At 41.6% G+C, this 16,640-nt stretch carries 17 protein-coding genes; 15 read left to right on the top strand and 2 right to left on the bottom strand.

Annotated elements, in window-relative coordinates:
- Window positions 1-200 precede the first annotated feature (200 nt).
- From W7W_RS0102125 to atpG, 9 genes are all read left to right on the top strand, one after another.
- Window positions 201-1,637 (top strand): adenylate/guanylate cyclase domain-containing protein, encoded by a 1,437-nt coding sequence (locus W7W_RS0102125; protein ID WP_010662213.1) that lies wholly within the window; start codon window positions 201-203, stop codon window positions 1,635-1,637.
- Between the two features lie 327 nt (window positions 1,638-1,964).
- Window positions 1,965-2,357: a bactofilin family protein gene (locus W7W_RS0102120; protein ID WP_010662212.1), complete on the top strand. Its 393-nt coding sequence runs from the start codon at window positions 1,965-1,967 to the stop codon at window positions 2,355-2,357.
- A 5-nt stretch (window positions 2,358-2,362) separates the two neighbouring features.
- Window positions 2,363-2,749, top strand: a complete 387-nt coding sequence (locus tag W7W_RS0102115; protein WP_010662211.1) for a hypothetical protein — start codon at window positions 2,363-2,365, stop codon at window positions 2,747-2,749.
- A gap of 238 nt (window positions 2,750-2,987) precedes the next feature.
- On the top strand, window positions 2,988-4,058 hold the full coding sequence (gene atpB, locus W7W_RS0102105; protein WP_010662210.1) for a F0F1 ATP synthase subunit A: 1,071 nt from the start codon (window positions 2,988-2,990) through the stop codon (window positions 4,056-4,058).
- An 18-nt stretch (window positions 4,059-4,076) separates the two neighbouring features.
- Entirely contained in the window at window positions 4,077-4,286 is a 210-nt protein-coding gene (gene atpE, locus W7W_RS0102100) for an ATP synthase F0 subunit C (protein WP_010662209.1), read from the top strand.
- A gap of 39 nt (window positions 4,287-4,325) precedes the next feature.
- Window positions 4,326-4,820: a F0F1 ATP synthase subunit B gene (gene atpF / locus W7W_RS0102095; RefSeq protein ID WP_010662208.1), complete on the top strand. Its 495-nt coding sequence runs from the start codon at window positions 4,326-4,328 to the stop codon at window positions 4,818-4,820.
- 6 nt (window positions 4,821-4,826) lie between these two features.
- Window positions 4,827-5,363, top strand: coding sequence for an ATP synthase F1 subunit delta (gene atpH, locus W7W_RS0102090; RefSeq protein WP_010662207.1), 537 nt, complete (start codon window positions 4,827-4,829; stop codon window positions 5,361-5,363).
- Between the two features lie 12 nt (window positions 5,364-5,375).
- Window positions 5,376-6,965 carry a F0F1 ATP synthase subunit alpha gene (atpA, locus tag W7W_RS0102085; protein WP_010662206.1) on the top strand — a complete coding sequence of 530 codons (1,590 nt, stop codon included), beginning with the start codon at window positions 5,376-5,378 and terminating at the stop codon, window positions 6,963-6,965.
- Between the two features lie 7 nt (window positions 6,966-6,972).
- Window positions 6,973-7,848, top strand: coding sequence for an ATP synthase F1 subunit gamma (atpG, locus tag W7W_RS0102080; RefSeq protein WP_010662205.1), 876 nt, complete (start codon window positions 6,973-6,975; stop codon window positions 7,846-7,848).
- Between the two features lie 214 nt (window positions 7,849-8,062).
- Here atpG and W7W_RS0102070 read toward each other — a convergent pair whose 3' ends face one another.
- Entirely contained in the window at window positions 8,063-8,752 is a 690-nt protein-coding gene (locus W7W_RS0102070; protein WP_010662203.1) for a Sir2 family NAD-dependent protein deacetylase, read from the bottom strand.
- 86 nt (window positions 8,753-8,838) lie between these two features.
- Between W7W_RS0102070 and dnaG the strand changes: the two genes are divergently transcribed.
- The 4 genes from dnaG (at window position 8,839) to W7W_RS0102045 (ending at window position 14,068) form a co-directional block, all read left to right on the top strand.
- Window positions 8,839-10,815 (top strand): DNA primase, encoded by a 1,977-nt coding sequence (dnaG, locus tag W7W_RS0102065; RefSeq protein WP_010662202.1) that lies wholly within the window; start codon window positions 8,839-8,841, stop codon window positions 10,813-10,815.
- A 40-nt stretch (window positions 10,816-10,855) separates the two neighbouring features.
- Window positions 10,856-11,338, top strand: coding sequence for a pyridoxamine 5'-phosphate oxidase family protein (locus W7W_RS0102060; protein WP_025006679.1), 483 nt, complete (start codon window positions 10,856-10,858; stop codon window positions 11,336-11,338).
- Window positions 11,339-11,408: 70 nt separating this feature from the next.
- The gene (locus W7W_RS0102055) at window positions 11,409-12,641 is read left to right on the top strand and encodes a nucleoside recognition domain-containing protein (RefSeq protein WP_010662200.1); all 1,233 of its coding nucleotides are present in this window, start codon (window positions 11,409-11,411) and stop codon (window positions 12,639-12,641) included.
- Window positions 12,642-12,955: 314 nt separating this feature from the next.
- Entirely contained in the window at window positions 12,956-14,068 is a 1,113-nt protein-coding gene (locus W7W_RS0102045; protein WP_010662199.1) for a Fic family protein, read from the top strand.
- Between the two features lie 85 nt (window positions 14,069-14,153).
- On the opposite strand, the gene W7W_RS0102040 is transcribed toward W7W_RS0102045, so the two are convergent.
- Window positions 14,154-14,729 (bottom strand): class I SAM-dependent methyltransferase, encoded by a 576-nt coding sequence (locus tag W7W_RS0102040; RefSeq protein ID WP_010662198.1) that lies wholly within the window; start codon window positions 14,727-14,729, stop codon window positions 14,154-14,156.
- A 137-nt stretch (window positions 14,730-14,866) separates the two neighbouring features.
- On the opposite strand from W7W_RS0102040, the gene W7W_RS0102035 reads away from it, so the two are divergent.
- Both W7W_RS0102035 and W7W_RS0102030 read left to right on the top strand, forming a co-directional pair.
- On the top strand, window positions 14,867-15,109 hold the full coding sequence (locus W7W_RS0102035; protein ID WP_010662197.1) for an SHOCT domain-containing protein: 243 nt from the start codon (window positions 14,867-14,869) through the stop codon (window positions 15,107-15,109).
- A 196-nt stretch (window positions 15,110-15,305) separates the two neighbouring features.
- Window positions 15,306-16,523 (top strand): hypothetical protein, encoded by a 1,218-nt coding sequence (locus W7W_RS0102030; protein WP_010662196.1) that lies wholly within the window; start codon window positions 15,306-15,308, stop codon window positions 16,521-16,523.
- Window positions 16,524-16,640: the final 117 nt, after the last annotated feature.

The following is a 16,640-nucleotide window of genomic DNA, read 5'->3' as shown; positions in this document are numbered from 1 at the left end:
GAGAATCAGGAAGATAAAAAAATATGGAAGGTGTATTTCTGTTTATTGAAATGATATTTCAGTTTATGTAAATTGTTAAAGTATATTTGTTCCGAAGCCGTGTTTGAAATTGTTGCAGATACGGTTTTTAATTTTTGATTGAAGCAGGATAAATAGAAACCGGTTTCTTTTTCATGCGTAATTACCTGAAAATATATTGAATGATAATCTTTCTGATGACATATATGTGGTTTGTGGTGGCCCTTGGGGCTTTGATGATTATTTTATTGGTTTTCTGGATTCGTCGATATATTCAGACCAGAGTTGAGATTCTGACCGCCGAACGAGTTGCACTGGCAATGAAAGTAAAGGAGAAAGCGCATCGCATCCAGGGACAATATGATTCCGATTCTATCGTTTATACTCATCAGGGACCTAAAAAGAAATCTAGAAAGTATCAGAAAGTAACGGTTTTGTTTGCCGATATTCAAGGGTTTACAAGAATAGTGGAACAATTGAATCCGGAGATGCTGATTGATGAACTTGATCAGTTTTTCCTCCATTTTGATGCAATAGTGGAGAAATATGGCATTGAAAAAATTAAAACCATCGGTGATGCTTATATGTGTGCAGGGGGGTTGCCTGTAAAGAACAGCACCAACCCCATTGAAGTTGTTCTGGCAGCCATTGAAATGCAAAATTATATGAATCAACTGCGCGAAGTAAAAATGCTGGAGCATAAGGAGTATTGGGAGCTTCGTATTGGCATACATACCGGACCGGTCATCTCCGGCATGGTAGGGCGGAAGAAAATTTCATTTGATATATGGGGTGATACTGTAAATATTGCCAGCCGGATGGAGTCGTCAGGAATTGCCGGAGAAATCAATATTTCCGGGACAACATGGCAATTGGTTAATGAATTTTTTGTGGGAGAGTACAGGGGGAAAATGCCTGTGAAGTATAAAGGGGAGACAGATATGTATTTTGTGAGAGGAATACTTCCGGAGTTGTCGCTTGATGGTGAAGGAAAGCAACCCAATGAATTGTTCAGGATTCGATTACAGCACATCCGGTTTACCGATATGGAAGAAGCGGTCTTGAATCGACTGGAGAATGAATTACCTGAAGAACTAACCTATCACAATATGAAGCATACTGTGGATGTAGTGACTCAAGTGGAAATTATCGGACGGGGAGAGGGAATCGGAGAAGAGGAGATGTTGTTGCTTAAAACTGCTGCCCTCTTCCACGACACAGGATTTCTGGTAGAGAAAGATCATCATGAAGATTACAGTATAGATCTGGCCCGGGAAGTTATGCAGTTGTATGGGTTTCTCGACGAGCAAATAGAAGAAGTTTGTCAGCTAATAAATGTTACCAGGCCGGAAGCTGAACCGCGAAACCATCTGGAAGCTATTTTGAAAGATGCTGACCTCGATTATCTGGGTAGATCCGATTTTCTGCCGGTTTCCAATAACCTTTACAATGAGGTTCAGCAGTTAAATGGAAGCCTTTCGCAGGGTGAATGGAATAAAAAGCAGATTAATTTTATTGCAGGACATAAGTATTATACCAATACTGCCAAAAAACTCAGACAGGTTAAAAAAGAAAAACAATTGAAAGGATTGAGGGATTTGAATGGTGAAAAGCCTTAATTTTCAAGAATCTTGTTAAATTTGTTGTAAATAATCAGGATTTTGTATCCAAAAGGTGATGGAAGTTAATAGCTTACAGGCAGAAGACGATTAGGCAGAAGGAGACAACAATAGTGGGCATGATTCCTCAAAATTGACAACTCCCGACAGCCAGATAAGCAAAAGTCTGATCTCTACGCTAACCTGTTGTGTATAAGGATTTTATGTCTTGTGCCAGCTAGAATGCTTTTTGGGTTGGCAGGTGCTGATCTGAAAAATTAAAGTTCCGGAATTCCGGGCATTGAGATGAACGAATAAACCAATTATTAATAATTAATATAGAAGATCATGGCAAAGAGTTTTGAGCCCGAAAATAAATTACCAAACATCATTGGTCAGGGAACGAAGATAACCGGAGACATTGAAACCAATGGTGATATCCGCATTGATGGAAACATTGAGGGCAATATTAATTCCAAAGGCAAGGTTGTAATTGGATCCAACGGCTTGATTAAAGGTGAGGTTTTTTGTAGCAATGCTGAAGTGGCAGGTTCACTAAATGGTAAAATAACTGTTAGTGAATTACTTTCACTTAAAGCCAGTTCCAAGGTTAATGGAGATATAAAAACCGGGAAACTGAATATTGAGCCGGGTGCTATTTTCTCCGGAACTTGTAATATGGGTAACCAGGCAACTTCAGGTGGGGCTGTTCAGGGGCCTCCCAAAGAGGTTAAAAAATAAATTCTATGGGAGCCATTCTCTATAAAGCAATAATTTTTAAAGAGATTTTTTATGGCCTGCTGATAAAAGGAGCAGCAGGCCTTATTGTTTTTATTGAGGCCGATCATGTGCCAAGAACATGGGTTTACCTGGCTTTGGCTATTGTGGCCTCATTCCCGGTGGGGACTTATATCCTGAATGAGGTTCGTAAACACTGGTTTAATTCAACCGGTTTTTTCTATGTGGGCATTTCCTTTCTGAAAATGCTCGCCATTCCCTTACTGATTATTCTATTCTTTGATAAAGATCACCAGCACATCGAAGCATTTGTAATTCCTTTAATTGTTGCCTATTTAATACTTCTGGCAATGGATACAAAATGGAAGATTAAATGGCTTTTTTGGCGAAAATGAAAAGAACTTTCTGATTTTTCGTTCAGCATTCATCACCTTACTTAATAAGAATTTCTTAAATTTGGTATAACCATCTGAAGGTGAACGAATATTTTTTGTTTGAAACTTCCGGCCGGTTCGCTTCGTATATTGATAGGAAAATTTTCCGGTTGGCCGGAATAACTTTGAGAATGCTGTTTGTCATACTCGTTGTATGTGAAACTTCATTATATCTTTTTTTCTCAAAATGTATTAAGTCTTGAAGAAAATTGTACTGATATTTTTTCTTTTGTTGAGCAGTTTTATGGCTCAGGCCTCAGAAGAGACTAAGTCACCGGAAGAACCGGTGGATGCTTTTGGTCTGATCATGGACCACATCAGCGATGCTCATCAGTGGCATGTGGTGGATTATACCAACAGTCGTGGTCACGAGGTTCATATCAATGTCCCTCTTCCTGTTATTTTGTGGCACAACAACTCCTTATGGTTTTTTTCTTCAGGACATTTCTATCATGAGCAGGAAGCACAACAGATGGGAAATGATTATGTGGTTTTGCATGATGAAAAATTTTACATTACCGGACATGACGGAGTTTTGGAAACGGATACAGAGGGTAACATCCAGAATGCTTCACCCCTTGATTTTTCTATCACTAAAAATGTTGCAAGTATGATATTATCAATGGCGCTTTTGCTGTTGATGTTTCTTTCAGCCGGGAAGGCTTATGCCCGACACGGAATTGCCCCGGCGCGTGGATTCAGGGCGGTTTTAGAACCACTAATTCTGTTTGTCCGGGATGACATTGCCCGTAGTCAGATTGCAAAGGATAAAGCAGATAAGTTTGTTCCGTTTTTACTCACAATGTTCTTTTTCATCTGGATTAACAATATGATTGGTATTGTCCCCTTTTTCCCGGGAGGCAGTAACTTGTCAGGCAACATCAGCTTCACCGCAACACTGGCCGTTTTTTCTTTTCTGGCGATTAATGTTTTTGCTGTTAAGGATTACTGGAAGCATATCTTTCTGGCTCCGGGAATGCCCATTCCCATTAAATTATTGCTGGTGCCGCTCGAATTTATCGGTATTTTCACCAAACCCTTTGCCTTGATGATTCGTCTGTTTGCCAACATTACTGCCGGACACATTATTATATTGAGTCTGATATCTATTATATTTATTATCAAATCCATTTATATTGCACCGGTATCCATTTTGTTATCTTTAGTGATGTTTATGCTTGAATTACTGGTGGCAGTGCTTCAGGCCTATATTTTCACTTTGCTTACTGCTTTGTTTATCGGATTGAGTACGACTAAATCAGAACATTAACATATAAAAATTAAGAATATGGAAGCTATTTCTTTTACCGCATTAGGATTGGGAGTCATCGTTTTAGGAGCTGCCCTTGGAATCGGGAAAATCGGTCAGTCGGCCATTGAGTCAATGAGTCGTCAGCCTGAAATGAGTTCTAAGATTCAGACCGCAATGATTGTTGCAGCCGCACTTATTGAAGGTGTATCTCTTTTCGCTATTGTAGTAGCCTGGCTGGTTGACTAAATGTTTTTTTTAATCAGGGTTTAATCCAAAGATCTATTTATGGAACTATTGACCCCCAGTCCCGGATTGATATTCTGGACATCTCTGACATTTATAATTCTTCTGGTCATTTTGCGCAAATATGCATGGCCCTCTATTTTGCGTGCACTAAAGGTTCGTGAGGAGACCATCTATTTTGCTCTTGAAGATGCCAAAAAGGCAAAGGAAGAGGCAGAACAGATGGAGCATCAACGAAAAAAGGTTATTGATGAAGCTCGAAAAGAGAGGGATATGATTTTGAAGGAAGCTCGTCAGATGAAGAATGAAATAATGGAGGAGGCCCGGAATGAAGCCAGGGAAGAGGTTCGCCGGATGCTTGAAAAAGCACGCCGTGATATTGAGATGCAACGAAAAGATGCAATGCTTGAAATCAGGGAAACCATCGGCAATCTCTCTGTGGAGATCGCAGAGAAAATATTGAAGGAAGAGCTATCAGGAGAGGAAAAGCATAAGAAGGTTATTAATGCTTATCTCAACGAGATGAATTTTAATTAAGAAAAAATGAACAGAGGCCCCATAACAGTAAGATATGCAACGGCACTTTTTGAACTTGGAAAAGAGAATGATGATCTTGACCGGTTTAATGAGGATGTTGCGATATTGCAGGAGCAGTGTCTTAATGTTAGGGATTTTTGCGCGTTTTTGAACAATCCTGTCATTAAGGCATCCCGAAAAAAGGAAACCCTGAGAAATGTGTTGTCAAAGGAACTGCATCCTTTGGTTATGCGTTTTGTGGAGATGGTTGTGGATAAAAACAGGGAGTCTTTACTGCCTGATATGCTTAGGTTTTTCAGAGAACTTTATAAGAAGCACAAAGGCATTCGTAGTGTTAAAATTATTACCGCTGTTGCTTTTGAAAAAGATTATTTGAAAGAACTGCAAAGTTTTCTTGAGAGGGAGTTCAATGGCCCGATAGAAATGGTGGTTAAGGTCAAACCTGAAATTATCGGAGGAATGATCATGCTGGTTGATGATAAGATTGTTGACAATAGCATTGCTCATCAGATAAAAATGTTGAAAAAGAAAATAGTGAGTTAAAAAATATCCGGTATGGAACAGATTCGCCCTTCGGAAGTATCCGAACTATTAAAAAAAGAAATTGAAGGATTTCAATCTGCCAAAGAACTTGAGGAAGTAGGCACGGTGTTGCAGGTGGGTGACGGGATTGCCCGGGTATATGGTTTATCCAATGCCCAGTCGAATGAATTGGTAGAGTTCGATAATTGCATGGGGGTTGTGTTGAATCTTGAAGCCGACAGTGTGGGGGTCGTTCTTTTTGGGGATTCACATCTTGTAAGTGAAGGGGATGTGGTGCGGCGTACCGGGCGTATTGCTTCCATAAAAGTTGGTGATAGTATGGTGGGGAGGGTGCTAAACACTCTTGGTGAGCCCATTGACGGGAAAGGATCTCTGGGAGGCGACTTGTTTGAAATGCCCATTGAACGAAAGGCCCCTCAGGTAATTTACCGTCAACCGGTGAAAGAACCATTGCAAACAGGACTGAAAGCCATCGATGCCATGACTCCTATTGGGCGTGGACAGCGGGAATTGATTATTGGCGACCGCCAAACCGGGAAAACAGCGATTGCTATTGATACAATCATTAATCAGAAACCATTTTTTGAAGCCGGCAATCCGGTTTATTGTATTTATGTGGCCATTGGACAAAAGGGTTCTACAGTCGCTCAGATAGTGAATACTCTGCAGAAACACGGAGCCATGGATTATACCATTGTGGTTTCTGCTTCTGCCTCTGATCCTGCAGCTATGCAGTTTTACGCACCTTTTGCAGGAACTGCCATCGGTGAATTTTTCCGTGATACCGGACGGCATTCCTTAATTATTTTCGATGATTTGTCGAAGCAGTCTGTGTCGTATCGGGAAGTTTCGCTATTGCTGCGTCGTCCACCCGGACGTGAAGCCTTTCCCGGAGATATTTTCTATTTGCATTCAAGGTTGCTGGAGCGTGCTGCCAAAATTATCGAGTCGGATAAAGTTGCAGCCCGGATGAATGACATCCCCGAGTCAATAAAGCACCTGGTAAAAGGAGGCGGAACTCTTACTGCTTTGCCAATTATTGAAACCCAGGCAGGAGATGTGTCTGCTTATATACCGACAAACGTAATTTCTATTACAGATGGGCAGATATTCCTGGAAAACAATCTGTTTAATGCCGGAGTACGTCCGGCAATTAATGTGGGAATTTCTGTCTCCAGAGTTGGAGGAAATGCTCAGATTAAACCAATGAAAAAAGTAGCAGGTACGTTGAAACTCGATCAGGCCCAGTATCGGGAACTGGAAGCTTTTTCAAAATTTGGTTCCGATTTGGATCCTGCTACCATGGCTGTTTTGGACAAAGGGCGAAAAAACGTGGAGTTACTCAAGCAAGCTCAGTACAAACCGGTTAAAGTGGAGCAGCAGGTAGCCGTTATCTACTGCGGGACCAAAGGGTTGTTGAAAGATGTGCCCATGAATAAGGTAAAAGAATTTGAGCGTGAGTTTATTGAAACTCTGGAAGTGAGGCACAATGAGGTTTTGAAGGGGATTCTCAAAGGAAATCTGGATGAAGAGATTACTCAGAAACTTGAGAAAGTAGCTCTTGATGTGGCAGCTCATTTTAGTGAAGATAAGGAAGAATAATTTATAAATGGCAAATTTAAAAGACATACGCACGCGTATCGGGGCCATTAAAACTACCCGGCAGGTTACCAGCGCCATGAAAATGGTTTCTGCCGCACGTCTCAAGAAGGCACAGGATGATGTGGATCACATCAGACCATACACCTCGCATCTTCTGGGGATTATTAATGACATGGTTTCGGCCCATGAGGATGTGAAAATAAACTATACCATGCCCGGCAAAGGAGATAAAGTGGTGTTGTGGGTGATTGCATCCAACAGGGGATTGTGCGGTGCTTTTAACAGCAATGTGGTAAAAGCGGTGCAGCAGCTGTTAAAATCAGATCTTCGTGAAGATTATCAGAACGGAAATGTGGAAATAAGGGTGCTGGGAAAACAGGCCTGGAAAATGTTGCGCTCCAGGAATATTATTCCGCACATCAGGGAGGAAGGTCAATTGGTTGATCCTTCATTCAAAAAGATTTCAATGTTGGCCGAAGAGTTGCTGGATGAATATGATTTAGGAATTCTGAAGAAGTCCATTGTTGTGTATAATGAGTTTATCAATGCTGCAGTGCAGCAGGTTCAGATTCAGCAGTTTCTGCCTATTGCCATTCCTGAGGTGAACCGCGACAAACCCATTTCCAAATACATTCTGGAGCCCGACCGGCAGACGATCGTCAATGACTTAATGCCTAAAACCCTGCGTTCCTTGTTTTATCAGGTTGTTCTGGACTCTATTGCTTCGGAGCACGGTGCTCGCATGACATCCATGCACAAGGCGACCGACAATGCTACCGATTTAATAAAAGAGTTGCAATTATCTTATAACAAGGCCCGTCAGACGGCTATTACCAACGAACTTATCGAGATTACTTCCGGGGCCGAAGCTTTGAAGAAATAATGGTTGTTTTTTTGCAGGCCGTTAAAAAAACTGTCGCCCGGCTTTCTTTGCAGGGTAAAGCGGCAGAGTCGATCGGCCGATTGCTTGCAGGAATTCGTGGACAAATAAGAATTGGAGCAGCCATTTCATCACAGCTCCTGGAAAAAATTTTGCCAAAAAACAAAGAGCTGATGACGATCCCTCCCTCCGGAGCGAACTCAGATCTGAAAATTTCTTAGGCCAGAGATATTAACTGTTCTTTCAGAATTTCCATTCCTTTGGTGGCTTTCTCTTTTATTACTTTGATCTTTGATGATGAATTATAGGCCGGAGAACCCGGATCAATGATGAAAATCGGCGTCTTTTCTGGAACAAAATCCACAAGCCCTGCAGCGGGATAGACCGATAGCGAGGTGCCAATTACCAGAAATATATCTGCCGTGGCAGCAATCTCAGAAGCCTTGGTGATGGCCTCCACGGGCTCCCCGAACCAGACAATGTGGGGTCTTAGTTGGGATCCTTTTTCACAAACATCTCCTTCTTTCAATTCCCAGTGATCCATTTCATAAATAAGGTTCGGATCGAGGGTGCTGCGAACCTTTTTTAGCTCACCGTGCAGGTGTAAAACATGTTTGCTGCCCGCTCTTTCATGAAGATCATCCACATTTTGGGTAATAATGCTGACATCAAAGTTTTTTTCAAGTTCCGCAAGAGTAAGATGACCTGAATTTGGTATGCATTCGAAAAGCTGTTTTCTGCGTTGATTGTAGAAATCAAGAACCAACTTTCTGTTGTTTTCCCAGGCCTGTGGAGAAGCGACTTCGGTAATGTTGTATTGCTCCCACAAACCGCCCATGTCAAGGAATGTTTGTATGGCACTTTCGGCACTGATGCCCGATCCTGAAAGAACCACCAGTTTCTTCATTACTCTTTTTGATGATAAAGATAAGGCACAACCAGAATGGATAAAAATTTTTTATCTTTGAAAGTCGATAATGAACCAGGCGAAGTATGATTGATAAGGGTACTATAGATAAGGTAATGGAAACGGCTCAGGGCCAGATTACGGAGGTGGTCTCTGAGTTTGTCAACCTCAAAAGACGCGGAATAAATTACATTGGACTGTGCCCTTTTCATAATGAGAAAACACCTTCATTTATCGTTTCTCCACACAAAGGAATATATAAGTGCTTCGGATGTGGAAAGGGAGGAAATGCCGTGAACTTTCTGATGGATCATGAGCAGATTTCCTTTATCGAAGCCATCAAAATTCTCGGAAAGAAGTTTCACATTCACATTGAGGAAAAGGAGCTTACTCCTGAAGAGATGGCACATCAGAATGACCGAGAGAGTATGCTGGTGGTTACCGGTTTTGCATCCGGTTATTTTATGGACAGGCTCCATAAATCAGACGAAGGGAAATCTGTGGGGCTTGGGTATTTTAGAGAACGAAATTTCCGCGACGATATTATTCAGAAGTTTCAATTGGGCTATTCGCCTGAATCAAAGGATGCCTTTACGAAAGAAGCGTTAAGACAGGGTTACAAACTCGATTTTCTGGAAAAAACAGGACTTACGATTGTTCGTGATGATTACAAGGCTGACCGGTTTCGGGGCAGGGTGATTTTTCCGATTCACAGTCTGGCCGGTAAAGTAATTGGTTTTGGAGGCCGCGTACTGCGTACAGATGCTAAAACAGCCAAGTATTTGAATTCTCCTGAATCAGAAATCTATCACAAAAGTAAGGTGCTCTACGGGATGTATCAGGCCCGTCAGGAGATCGCCCGACAGGACCGCTGTATTTTGGTGGAGGGCTATACCGATGTATTGTCGTTTCATCAGGCAGGGATCAGTAATGTCGTGGCAAGTTCGGGAACAGCTCTTACTATCGACCAGATTCGGCTGATTGCCCGGTTTTCAAAAAATCTTACCATTATTTTTGATGGGGATGCCGCCGGAATTAAGGCCTCCCTCAGAGGAATAGATCTGGTTTTGGAGGAGGGGTTGAATGTGAAGGTTTTGTTGTTACCCGATGGTGAAGATCCTGATTCATATGCAAAAAAACTTGGAGGAGAAGCCCTCCGTGAATATATTCACAAGCACGAAACTGATTTTATCCGGTTTAAGACAGGTCTGTTGCTCGAAGAGGCCAAAGATGATCCAATTGCCCGAGCGCGACTGGTGCAGGACATTGTACGCACCATTTCAGTGATTCCTGATTCCATCACCCGAACCGAGTATGTGAAAGATTGTAGCAGCCTCATGAAAGTGGAGGAACAAGTGCTCTACATGGAGATTGGTAAACTCCGCAAAAAACGTCAGGAGGATGCTTCCAGGCGTACGCATTATAATGAGAACAGGCCTTCCGGAAATGAAGGAATAAATGTATCGCCGCCGGTTGCTGATCAAATGGTGAAGCAGGCAGCCGCATCATCCAATCCTTTTGAAACAGAGGAACGCGAAGTTTTAAGGGTTTTGCTGAAATACGGGGAGGCCATCCTGGGAGAGTTTGAGTTTGAAGATGGTAAGAGGGTCGTTTCCGTTGGTGAGTATATTGTTACAGAGTTGCGTCAGGATGAGCTGGAAAGTGTGAATCCGCTTTACAATAAGATGATGGAGTTGTATGAAGAGAACTATAAAAAGGAGAACTTCTCTTCGTCCCGGTTTTTTGTTTCCAGTTCCGACAGTCGTATCAGTGGTCTTGCCACGGATCTGATAGCCAGGGAGTATTCCTTAAGTCGCATCCACAATAAACTGGGAGTGGTTTCTACAGAAGAAGACCTGTTAGATGAGCTTGTTCCCAAAGTGGTGACGGAGTTGAAGTGGAAAAAAGTGAAAGTTCTGTTGGATGAGAAGCGACATCTGCTGAAAAAAGCGGAAGAAGAAAAAGATGAGACGAAATTTATGGAGTTGCTTCAGGAGCTGAATAATCTGCAACAGGCTTTTGTTTATATTTCTAAAGCACTGGGGGGCAGAACTGTTGTTTGATTTCAGAACAATATCAATTGACAAAATAAAGAATTATTTCATGAAAACATTTACCCACAACGATTCAGCATTTATTGAAGAAGTAATTTCGCAGTGCGATATTTGTTTTGCCGCCGTGGTTGATGAAAATGGAAGGCCTTACAGTGTGCCTATGAATTTTGGGTATCATGAGGGGATCTTTTATTTACACAGTGCTCCGGAAGGGCGTATTGTCCGTGCCCTTGAGGAAAATAATCACATTTGTCTGACGTTCAATGTGGGACAGGATTTGGCTTTTCAACATCCCAAAGTGGCCTGTAGCTATAGAATGAAAGCCAAAAGTGTGGTGGCCGAGGGTAAGGTGACATTTGTGGAGGAGATGGGTGCTAAGCGCCTGGCACTGGATTATATTATGAAACAATACAGCGATAAGCATTTCGAATACAGTGATCCTGCTGTTAAGAATGTAAAAATATGGCAGATTGATGTGGACAATATTGCCTGTAAGGAATTTGGCGCTCCTCATGATGCCTATAAAAAATAATTTCTGATACCGGTCAACGGGAGAATTGTTGCAGTAGCTTAGGTCTCTCCGGCATTAAATAGTTTGTTTTATGGTCTTGAACTATATCTGGATTGCTTTTTTTCTGATTGCATTTGTAGTTGCATTGATAAAGTTGATTTTCTTTCAGGATCTGGAAGTGTTTTCAAATCTGATGAATGCAACTTTTGATTATGCCAAAACAGGGTTTGAGATTTCTTTGGGACTCACCGGAGTGTTGACATTGTGGTTGGGATTGATGCGTATTGGAGAGAAGGGAGGCATGGTGCAGGCTATGTCCAGAGTTATCGGACCGTTCTTTCGGCGAATTTTTCCTACCCTTCCTCCTGATCATCCTGCTTATGGCTCAATGATGATGAATATTGCAGCCAATATGCTGGGACTCGATAATGCTGCAACTCCCATGGGTCTCAAAGCTATGAAAGAGCTTCAGACCGCCAATGATAAGAAGGATACTGCATCCAATGCTCAAATAATGTTTCTGGTGCTTAATACCTCCGGGCTTACCATTATTCCTGTTTCTATAATGGTTTACCGGGCAGAAATGGGAGCTGCCAATCCGGCCGATATTTTTCTGCCCATTTTGCTGGCTACCTTTTTCAGCACTATTGTCGGGCTTATAGCAGTGGCAGTAGCGCAAAAAATTAACCTTTTCAACCGGGTGGTGTTAGGATATCTTGGCGGACTGAGCCTGTTTATCGGAGCCGTTATTTACGGATTATCGTTGCTGGATCGTGAACAAATCAGGATCGTTTCTCTTCTGACCGCCAATATTATCCTGTTTTCTATCATTGTTACCTTCATTGTCATGGCAGTCATCAGGAAGGTGAATGTTTATGAATCGTTTATCGAAGGGGCTAAGGACGGCTTTTTTATTGCCGTGAAAATTATCCCTTACCTTATTGCTATTTTAGTGGGAATTGGTGTTTTCAGAGCAGCAGGAGCCATGGAAGTATTGATTGACGGGATTGCCTGGGCCATAAATGCAGTTGGTCTGAACACCGATTTTGTTGGTGCTTTGCCTACGGCATTGATGAAGCCTTTAAGCGGCAGTGGAGCCCGTGGCATGATGGTGGATGCCATGAATCTTCACGGGGCAGATTCCTTCGTAGGCCGTATCGCAAGCACCGTCCAGGGTGCCACAGATACCACGTTTTATGTGATTGCCGTATATTTTGGATCAGTAGGCATCCGAAAAACCCGGCATGCAGTGGCCTGTGGTCTTATAGCTGATTTTGCAGGAATTATTGCTGCTATCTTTCTGGGTTATCTTTTCTTTGGGTAAAATGGTCTGTTAAACAGGTTTTAAAGGCAAAGAAGGATACTTTTTTAATGAGGAGTTGTAATTAGTGTTTGTCCATAAAGTCCAACTTCTGCGTTGTTGCTCAAAATCTAAATCCTCAAATTCATTAGTATTCTGCGGTTTAGATTTTTCACACGCCCTGAATTTGAACTTTATAGTTCAAACACGTGAAAAACGCTTATTTTATGGCAGGCACTAATTAATGCCTGGAAAGAGCTGTGCGGAAAAAAAAGGGAGTATTCTCATTATTTTTGCGGAGAATAATTCCTATATTTACCGCAAAAATATAAAGGTTGATGGCAAAATACATCTATGAATATGATAATTGGCCTGCATTCACATGGAATGACAAGAAAATTGTTGGGACTTTAGGAAAAGTTCGTCATTTGCAGGGAAAGATTTTCGGACAAATGAGTGCCCTCGGATTTTCATTAAAGGAGGAAACAATTTTATCAACATTGACACTTGATGTTTTGAAGTCTTCAGAGATAGAAGGTGAGTTTTTAAACAAGGAACAGGTGCGCTCTTCAATAGCCAAAAAACTCGGATTTGACAATGCGGGTATTGTTCATGTGGATAAACATGTTGAGGGTGTTGTTGAAATGATGCTTGATGCAACTCAAAGATACGATAAGACTCTTGACCATAAGCGGGTTTTTGGATGGCATGCATCCCTTTTTCCTACGGGGTGGAGTGGAATTCATAGAATTGATACCGGCTCTTATCGAGATGGAGAGATGCAAGTCGGGTCAGGGCCAATGGGAAAAGAAAAGATTCATTTTCAAGCTCCTCCTGCAAATGTTGTTGAAAAGGAAATGAATGCGTTTTTAAATTGGTTTAATACAGAATCAGACATTGATGGAGTTTTGAAAGCGGCAATTGCGCATTTTTGGTTTATTATTATACATCCTTTTGATGATGGTAATGGACGAATTGCCAGAGCCATTTCTGATATGTTGCTTGCTCGTTCGGAGGAAAGTTCACAAAGATTCTATAGTTTGTCAAATCAAATCCTAACAGAGAAAAATAATTACTATGAGATATTGCAAAAAGTTCAGCATAGCACTGGCGATATTACAGATTGGATAGAATGGTTTTTAAATTGTTTGTATAGGGCATTAGAAAATACTGAAGGAACATTGAAACGTGTCCTGAAAAAATCAGACTTTTGGGATAGACACAAAGCAACAAATTTAAATAGCAGGCAAAGGCTGATGCTAAATAAACTTTTTGATGGCTTTGATGGCAAATTGAAATCTTCTAAATGGGCCAAAATTGCTAAATGTTCAGCAGATACAGCTCTGCGAGATATAAAAGACTTGATTGAAAAGGGCATCCTAAAACAAGAAAAATCAGGAGGACGTAGTACAAATTACGAATTGACAGAGGAGTGGAATATATATTCATAGCGTGTTTGCAAAGCAATTATTTATGAGGTTTTTGTGGAGTTTCCCCCTTGTCCTCTGTCTCAACCTCAGATTGATGCTTTCTTTCCTACAATTTAGTTCCCAGCACTCCCAGATGATCCGTAAACTCCTCGGTTGCTTTAATATTTGAAAAGTCGGCATCTACCATTAAAGAGGTGATGGTAGCTTCATCCACCCTGTGCTCCAGCGGAGGTCCCGATTCACATGCGTCTTCTCTTTTTGCCCAGTCAATAATTAAAAGTTTCCCGTTTGGTTTGAGCACCCGTTTGATCTCTTTCAGTAAGAGGTGTGGTTTTCTCAGTTCATGAAAGAGGTTGATCATCCACACCACATCAGCGTACTCATTTGCCACAGGGAGTTCATTGTCTGCCATCAGGTGGGGGGTGATGCGACTGTACTCAGGGAGGTTGCTTCTCATCTCCTCTACCATTACCGGTTCTATATCAAAAGCATCGATAAGTGCTTTGGGCATAAGGTCTGCAAGAGCAGCAGTTATAAATGCCGTGCCTGCTCCGATATCAAGGATTCTTTCCGGTTTTTTATAATCAATGAATGTCCAGATTTTTCCGGGCTCCAGTTTTTCCAGTCTTTCCGGATCATTAAGTTTTTTCCGGTGCTCAGGATTAAATTTTTTGTCTTCCATAGGGGGTCTTTTTTATTCTGTCAAAAGTAAACAATCAGAAGAGTATCATGTTTGGAAACTCACGAAATTAAATTCTTTACCTTCTCCTTTAAAATCCTTATATTTATTGTATTGTCACATTTTCAAAATGATAAGTTATGGAAGAAGTAAAAAAAGATAAAACCAAAAAAACAAAAAGAGGTGTCTGGACCATTGGTTGGGGTTGGATGTTAGTAGTACCCGCCATGGCTTTTTTGTCATGGGCCACAAAAAAAGGAATTAAAGATGCGTTGGAAGAAGAACATCCGGCACCACTAACCATTCTTAAAGAACGATATGCCAAAGGGGAAATAGACCGAAATGAGTATGAAGAAAAGCTTCGGGATCTTTTGGCATCCTGAGAATAAGTTTTTAGAAATTGTCTTATACCGGCTCTTGTTGATGAGGGCCGGTTTTTTTGTGTTCTATGTTAATCTACTATTAAGTCCGTCTGTGTTTTATTAATGGTTACTTAAACACGGCTTAAAATACACGAAACGATAACCATGTTCTTTTGTAGTGTCAAAAATAAACGACAAACAAAAAAACATGATGACAATGAAAAATCGTTTTATGCTTTTAAGCCTTCTCCTCGGATTTGGAATGGCTGTTTCTTTCACTTCGTGTGATGATGATGACAACAATGACAACAACAACAATACAATTGATACAGGAAATGTTGTTGTGACTGAAAACATTACCGAAAACACTATCTGGACCAGTGATAAAGTTTATCAGTTGGGTGGACGGATTTCAGTTGAAGCCGGTGCAACCTTGACCATCGAACCCGGTACTATTATTAAAGGAGAAGCCGGGACAGGTGCTAATGCAACTGCCTTGTTGATAGCCCGTGACGCAACCTTGATGGCTGAAGGAGCTGCTGATGCTCCCATTATTTTTACTTCTGTAGCTGATGAAATTTCTCCTGCTGATGTTGCAGCCGGTGATTTTGCCAGTCCTAACCTGGATCCTGATATCAATGGGTTATGGGGTGGAGTGCTTGTGTTGGGGAATGCCCGGATTTCTGCTTCCAATGATGCCGGAGACCTTACAGAGGTGCAGATAGAAGGTATTCCTACTTCTGACCCAAATGGCCTTTATGGTGGAAACGATGATGAGGATAACTCAGGAGTGCTGAAGTACATCTCTATTCGCCATGGAGGAAGTAATATTGGGCAGGGTAACGAGATCAACGGCCTTACATTAGGTGGTATAGGATCAGGGACTGTCATCGAAAATATTGAAGTAGTTGCCAACCAGGATGATGGAATTGAATGGTTTGGCGGTACTGTAAATGTAAAAAATGCGGTTGTATGGAATTGTAATGACGATGGCATGGATGCCGATCAATCATGGACCGGAACACTCGATAACTTTATGGTGATTACTGTGGCTGGTCACAGCTTCGAGTTGGACGGACCTGAAGGGTCTTCAGACTTTGGACCGTATAACATGAAGAACGGTATTGTGATTGCGAATGGCGAGGATCGTTCTTCTGAGGACCTTATCAATACTGACGATAACACAAGTGTTCGTTTTGATAATATTTTTATCACTGCTATTGCCGAAGGACAACAGATCAATCGTGTAAGTCATGATGTGGGGGTTGTTTCTTTTGAAAATATTGTACTGGATGTGGATCAGGCGGAACTTGCGTTTCATGTAAATGGTGATGTTCCTGCAGGTATAACAGCAGGTTCGGCCCCTGCAACAGCTATCAACACTTCTGTTTTCGAATGGACCTGGGCTGCCAAGGCTGGTGCTACTTCTTTTTAACCTTGCTGCAAGAAATAAATAAAAGAAAATTGAAAATGAATTACCGAACGGGCTTGCATGGCTATCGCAAGCCTGTTCTTCTGCATTAAGCAAAACAAACGGACGAACAAACGGATG

The sequence above is a fragment of the Marinilabilia salmonicolor JCM 21150 genome, assembly GCF_000259075.1.
Taxonomy (GTDB): Bacteria; Bacteroidota; Bacteroidia; order Bacteroidales; family Marinilabiliaceae; genus Marinilabilia; species Marinilabilia salmonicolor.
Note: the sequence above shows the minus strand (reverse complement) of the source record. Positions and strands in the feature narration are given on the sequence as shown.

Excerpts from the sequence above, each read along its gene's own strand:
- W7W_RS0102045 (WP_010662199.1), top strand. The coding sequence starts at position 12,956 with ATGGCAAAATACATCTATGAATATGATAATTGGCCTGCATTCACATGG.
- W7W_RS0102070 (WP_010662203.1), bottom strand. The coding sequence starts at position 8,752 with ATGAAGAAACTGGTGGTTCTTTCAGGATCGGGCATCAGTGCCGAAAGT.
- W7W_RS0102120 (WP_010662212.1), top strand. The coding sequence starts at position 1,965 with ATGGCAAAGAGTTTTGAGCCCGAAAATAAATTACCAAACATCATTGGT.
- W7W_RS0102040 (WP_010662198.1), bottom strand. The coding sequence starts at position 14,729 with ATGGAAGACAAAAAATTTAATCCTGAGCACCGGAAAAAACTTAATGAT.
- atpE (WP_010662209.1), top strand. The coding sequence starts at position 4,077 with ATGGAAGCTATTTCTTTTACCGCATTAGGATTGGGAGTCATCGTTTTA.
- W7W_RS0102030 (WP_010662196.1), top strand. The coding sequence starts at position 15,306 with ATGAAAAATCGTTTTATGCTTTTAAGCCTTCTCCTCGGATTTGGAATG.
- W7W_RS0102035 (WP_010662197.1), top strand. The coding sequence starts at position 14,867 with ATGGAAGAAGTAAAAAAAGATAAAACCAAAAAAACAAAAAGAGGTGTC.
- W7W_RS0102060 (WP_025006679.1), top strand. The coding sequence starts at position 10,856 with ATGAAAACATTTACCCACAACGATTCAGCATTTATTGAAGAAGTAATT.
- W7W_RS0102115 (WP_010662211.1), top strand. The coding sequence starts at position 2,363 with ATGGGAGCCATTCTCTATAAAGCAATAATTTTTAAAGAGATTTTTTAT.
- W7W_RS0102055 (WP_010662200.1), top strand. The coding sequence starts at position 11,409 with ATGGTCTTGAACTATATCTGGATTGCTTTTTTTCTGATTGCATTTGTA.
- dnaG (WP_010662202.1), top strand. The coding sequence starts at position 8,839 with ATGATTGATAAGGGTACTATAGATAAGGTAATGGAAACGGCTCAGGGC.
- W7W_RS0102125 (WP_010662213.1), top strand. The coding sequence starts at position 201 with ATGATAATCTTTCTGATGACATATATGTGGTTTGTGGTGGCCCTTGGG.
- atpH (WP_010662207.1), top strand. The coding sequence starts at position 4,827 with ATGAACAGAGGCCCCATAACAGTAAGATATGCAACGGCACTTTTTGAA.
- atpG (WP_010662205.1), top strand. The coding sequence starts at position 6,973 with ATGGCAAATTTAAAAGACATACGCACGCGTATCGGGGCCATTAAAACT.
- atpA (WP_010662206.1), top strand. The coding sequence starts at position 5,376 with ATGGAACAGATTCGCCCTTCGGAAGTATCCGAACTATTAAAAAAAGAA.
- atpF (WP_010662208.1), top strand. The coding sequence starts at position 4,326 with ATGGAACTATTGACCCCCAGTCCCGGATTGATATTCTGGACATCTCTG.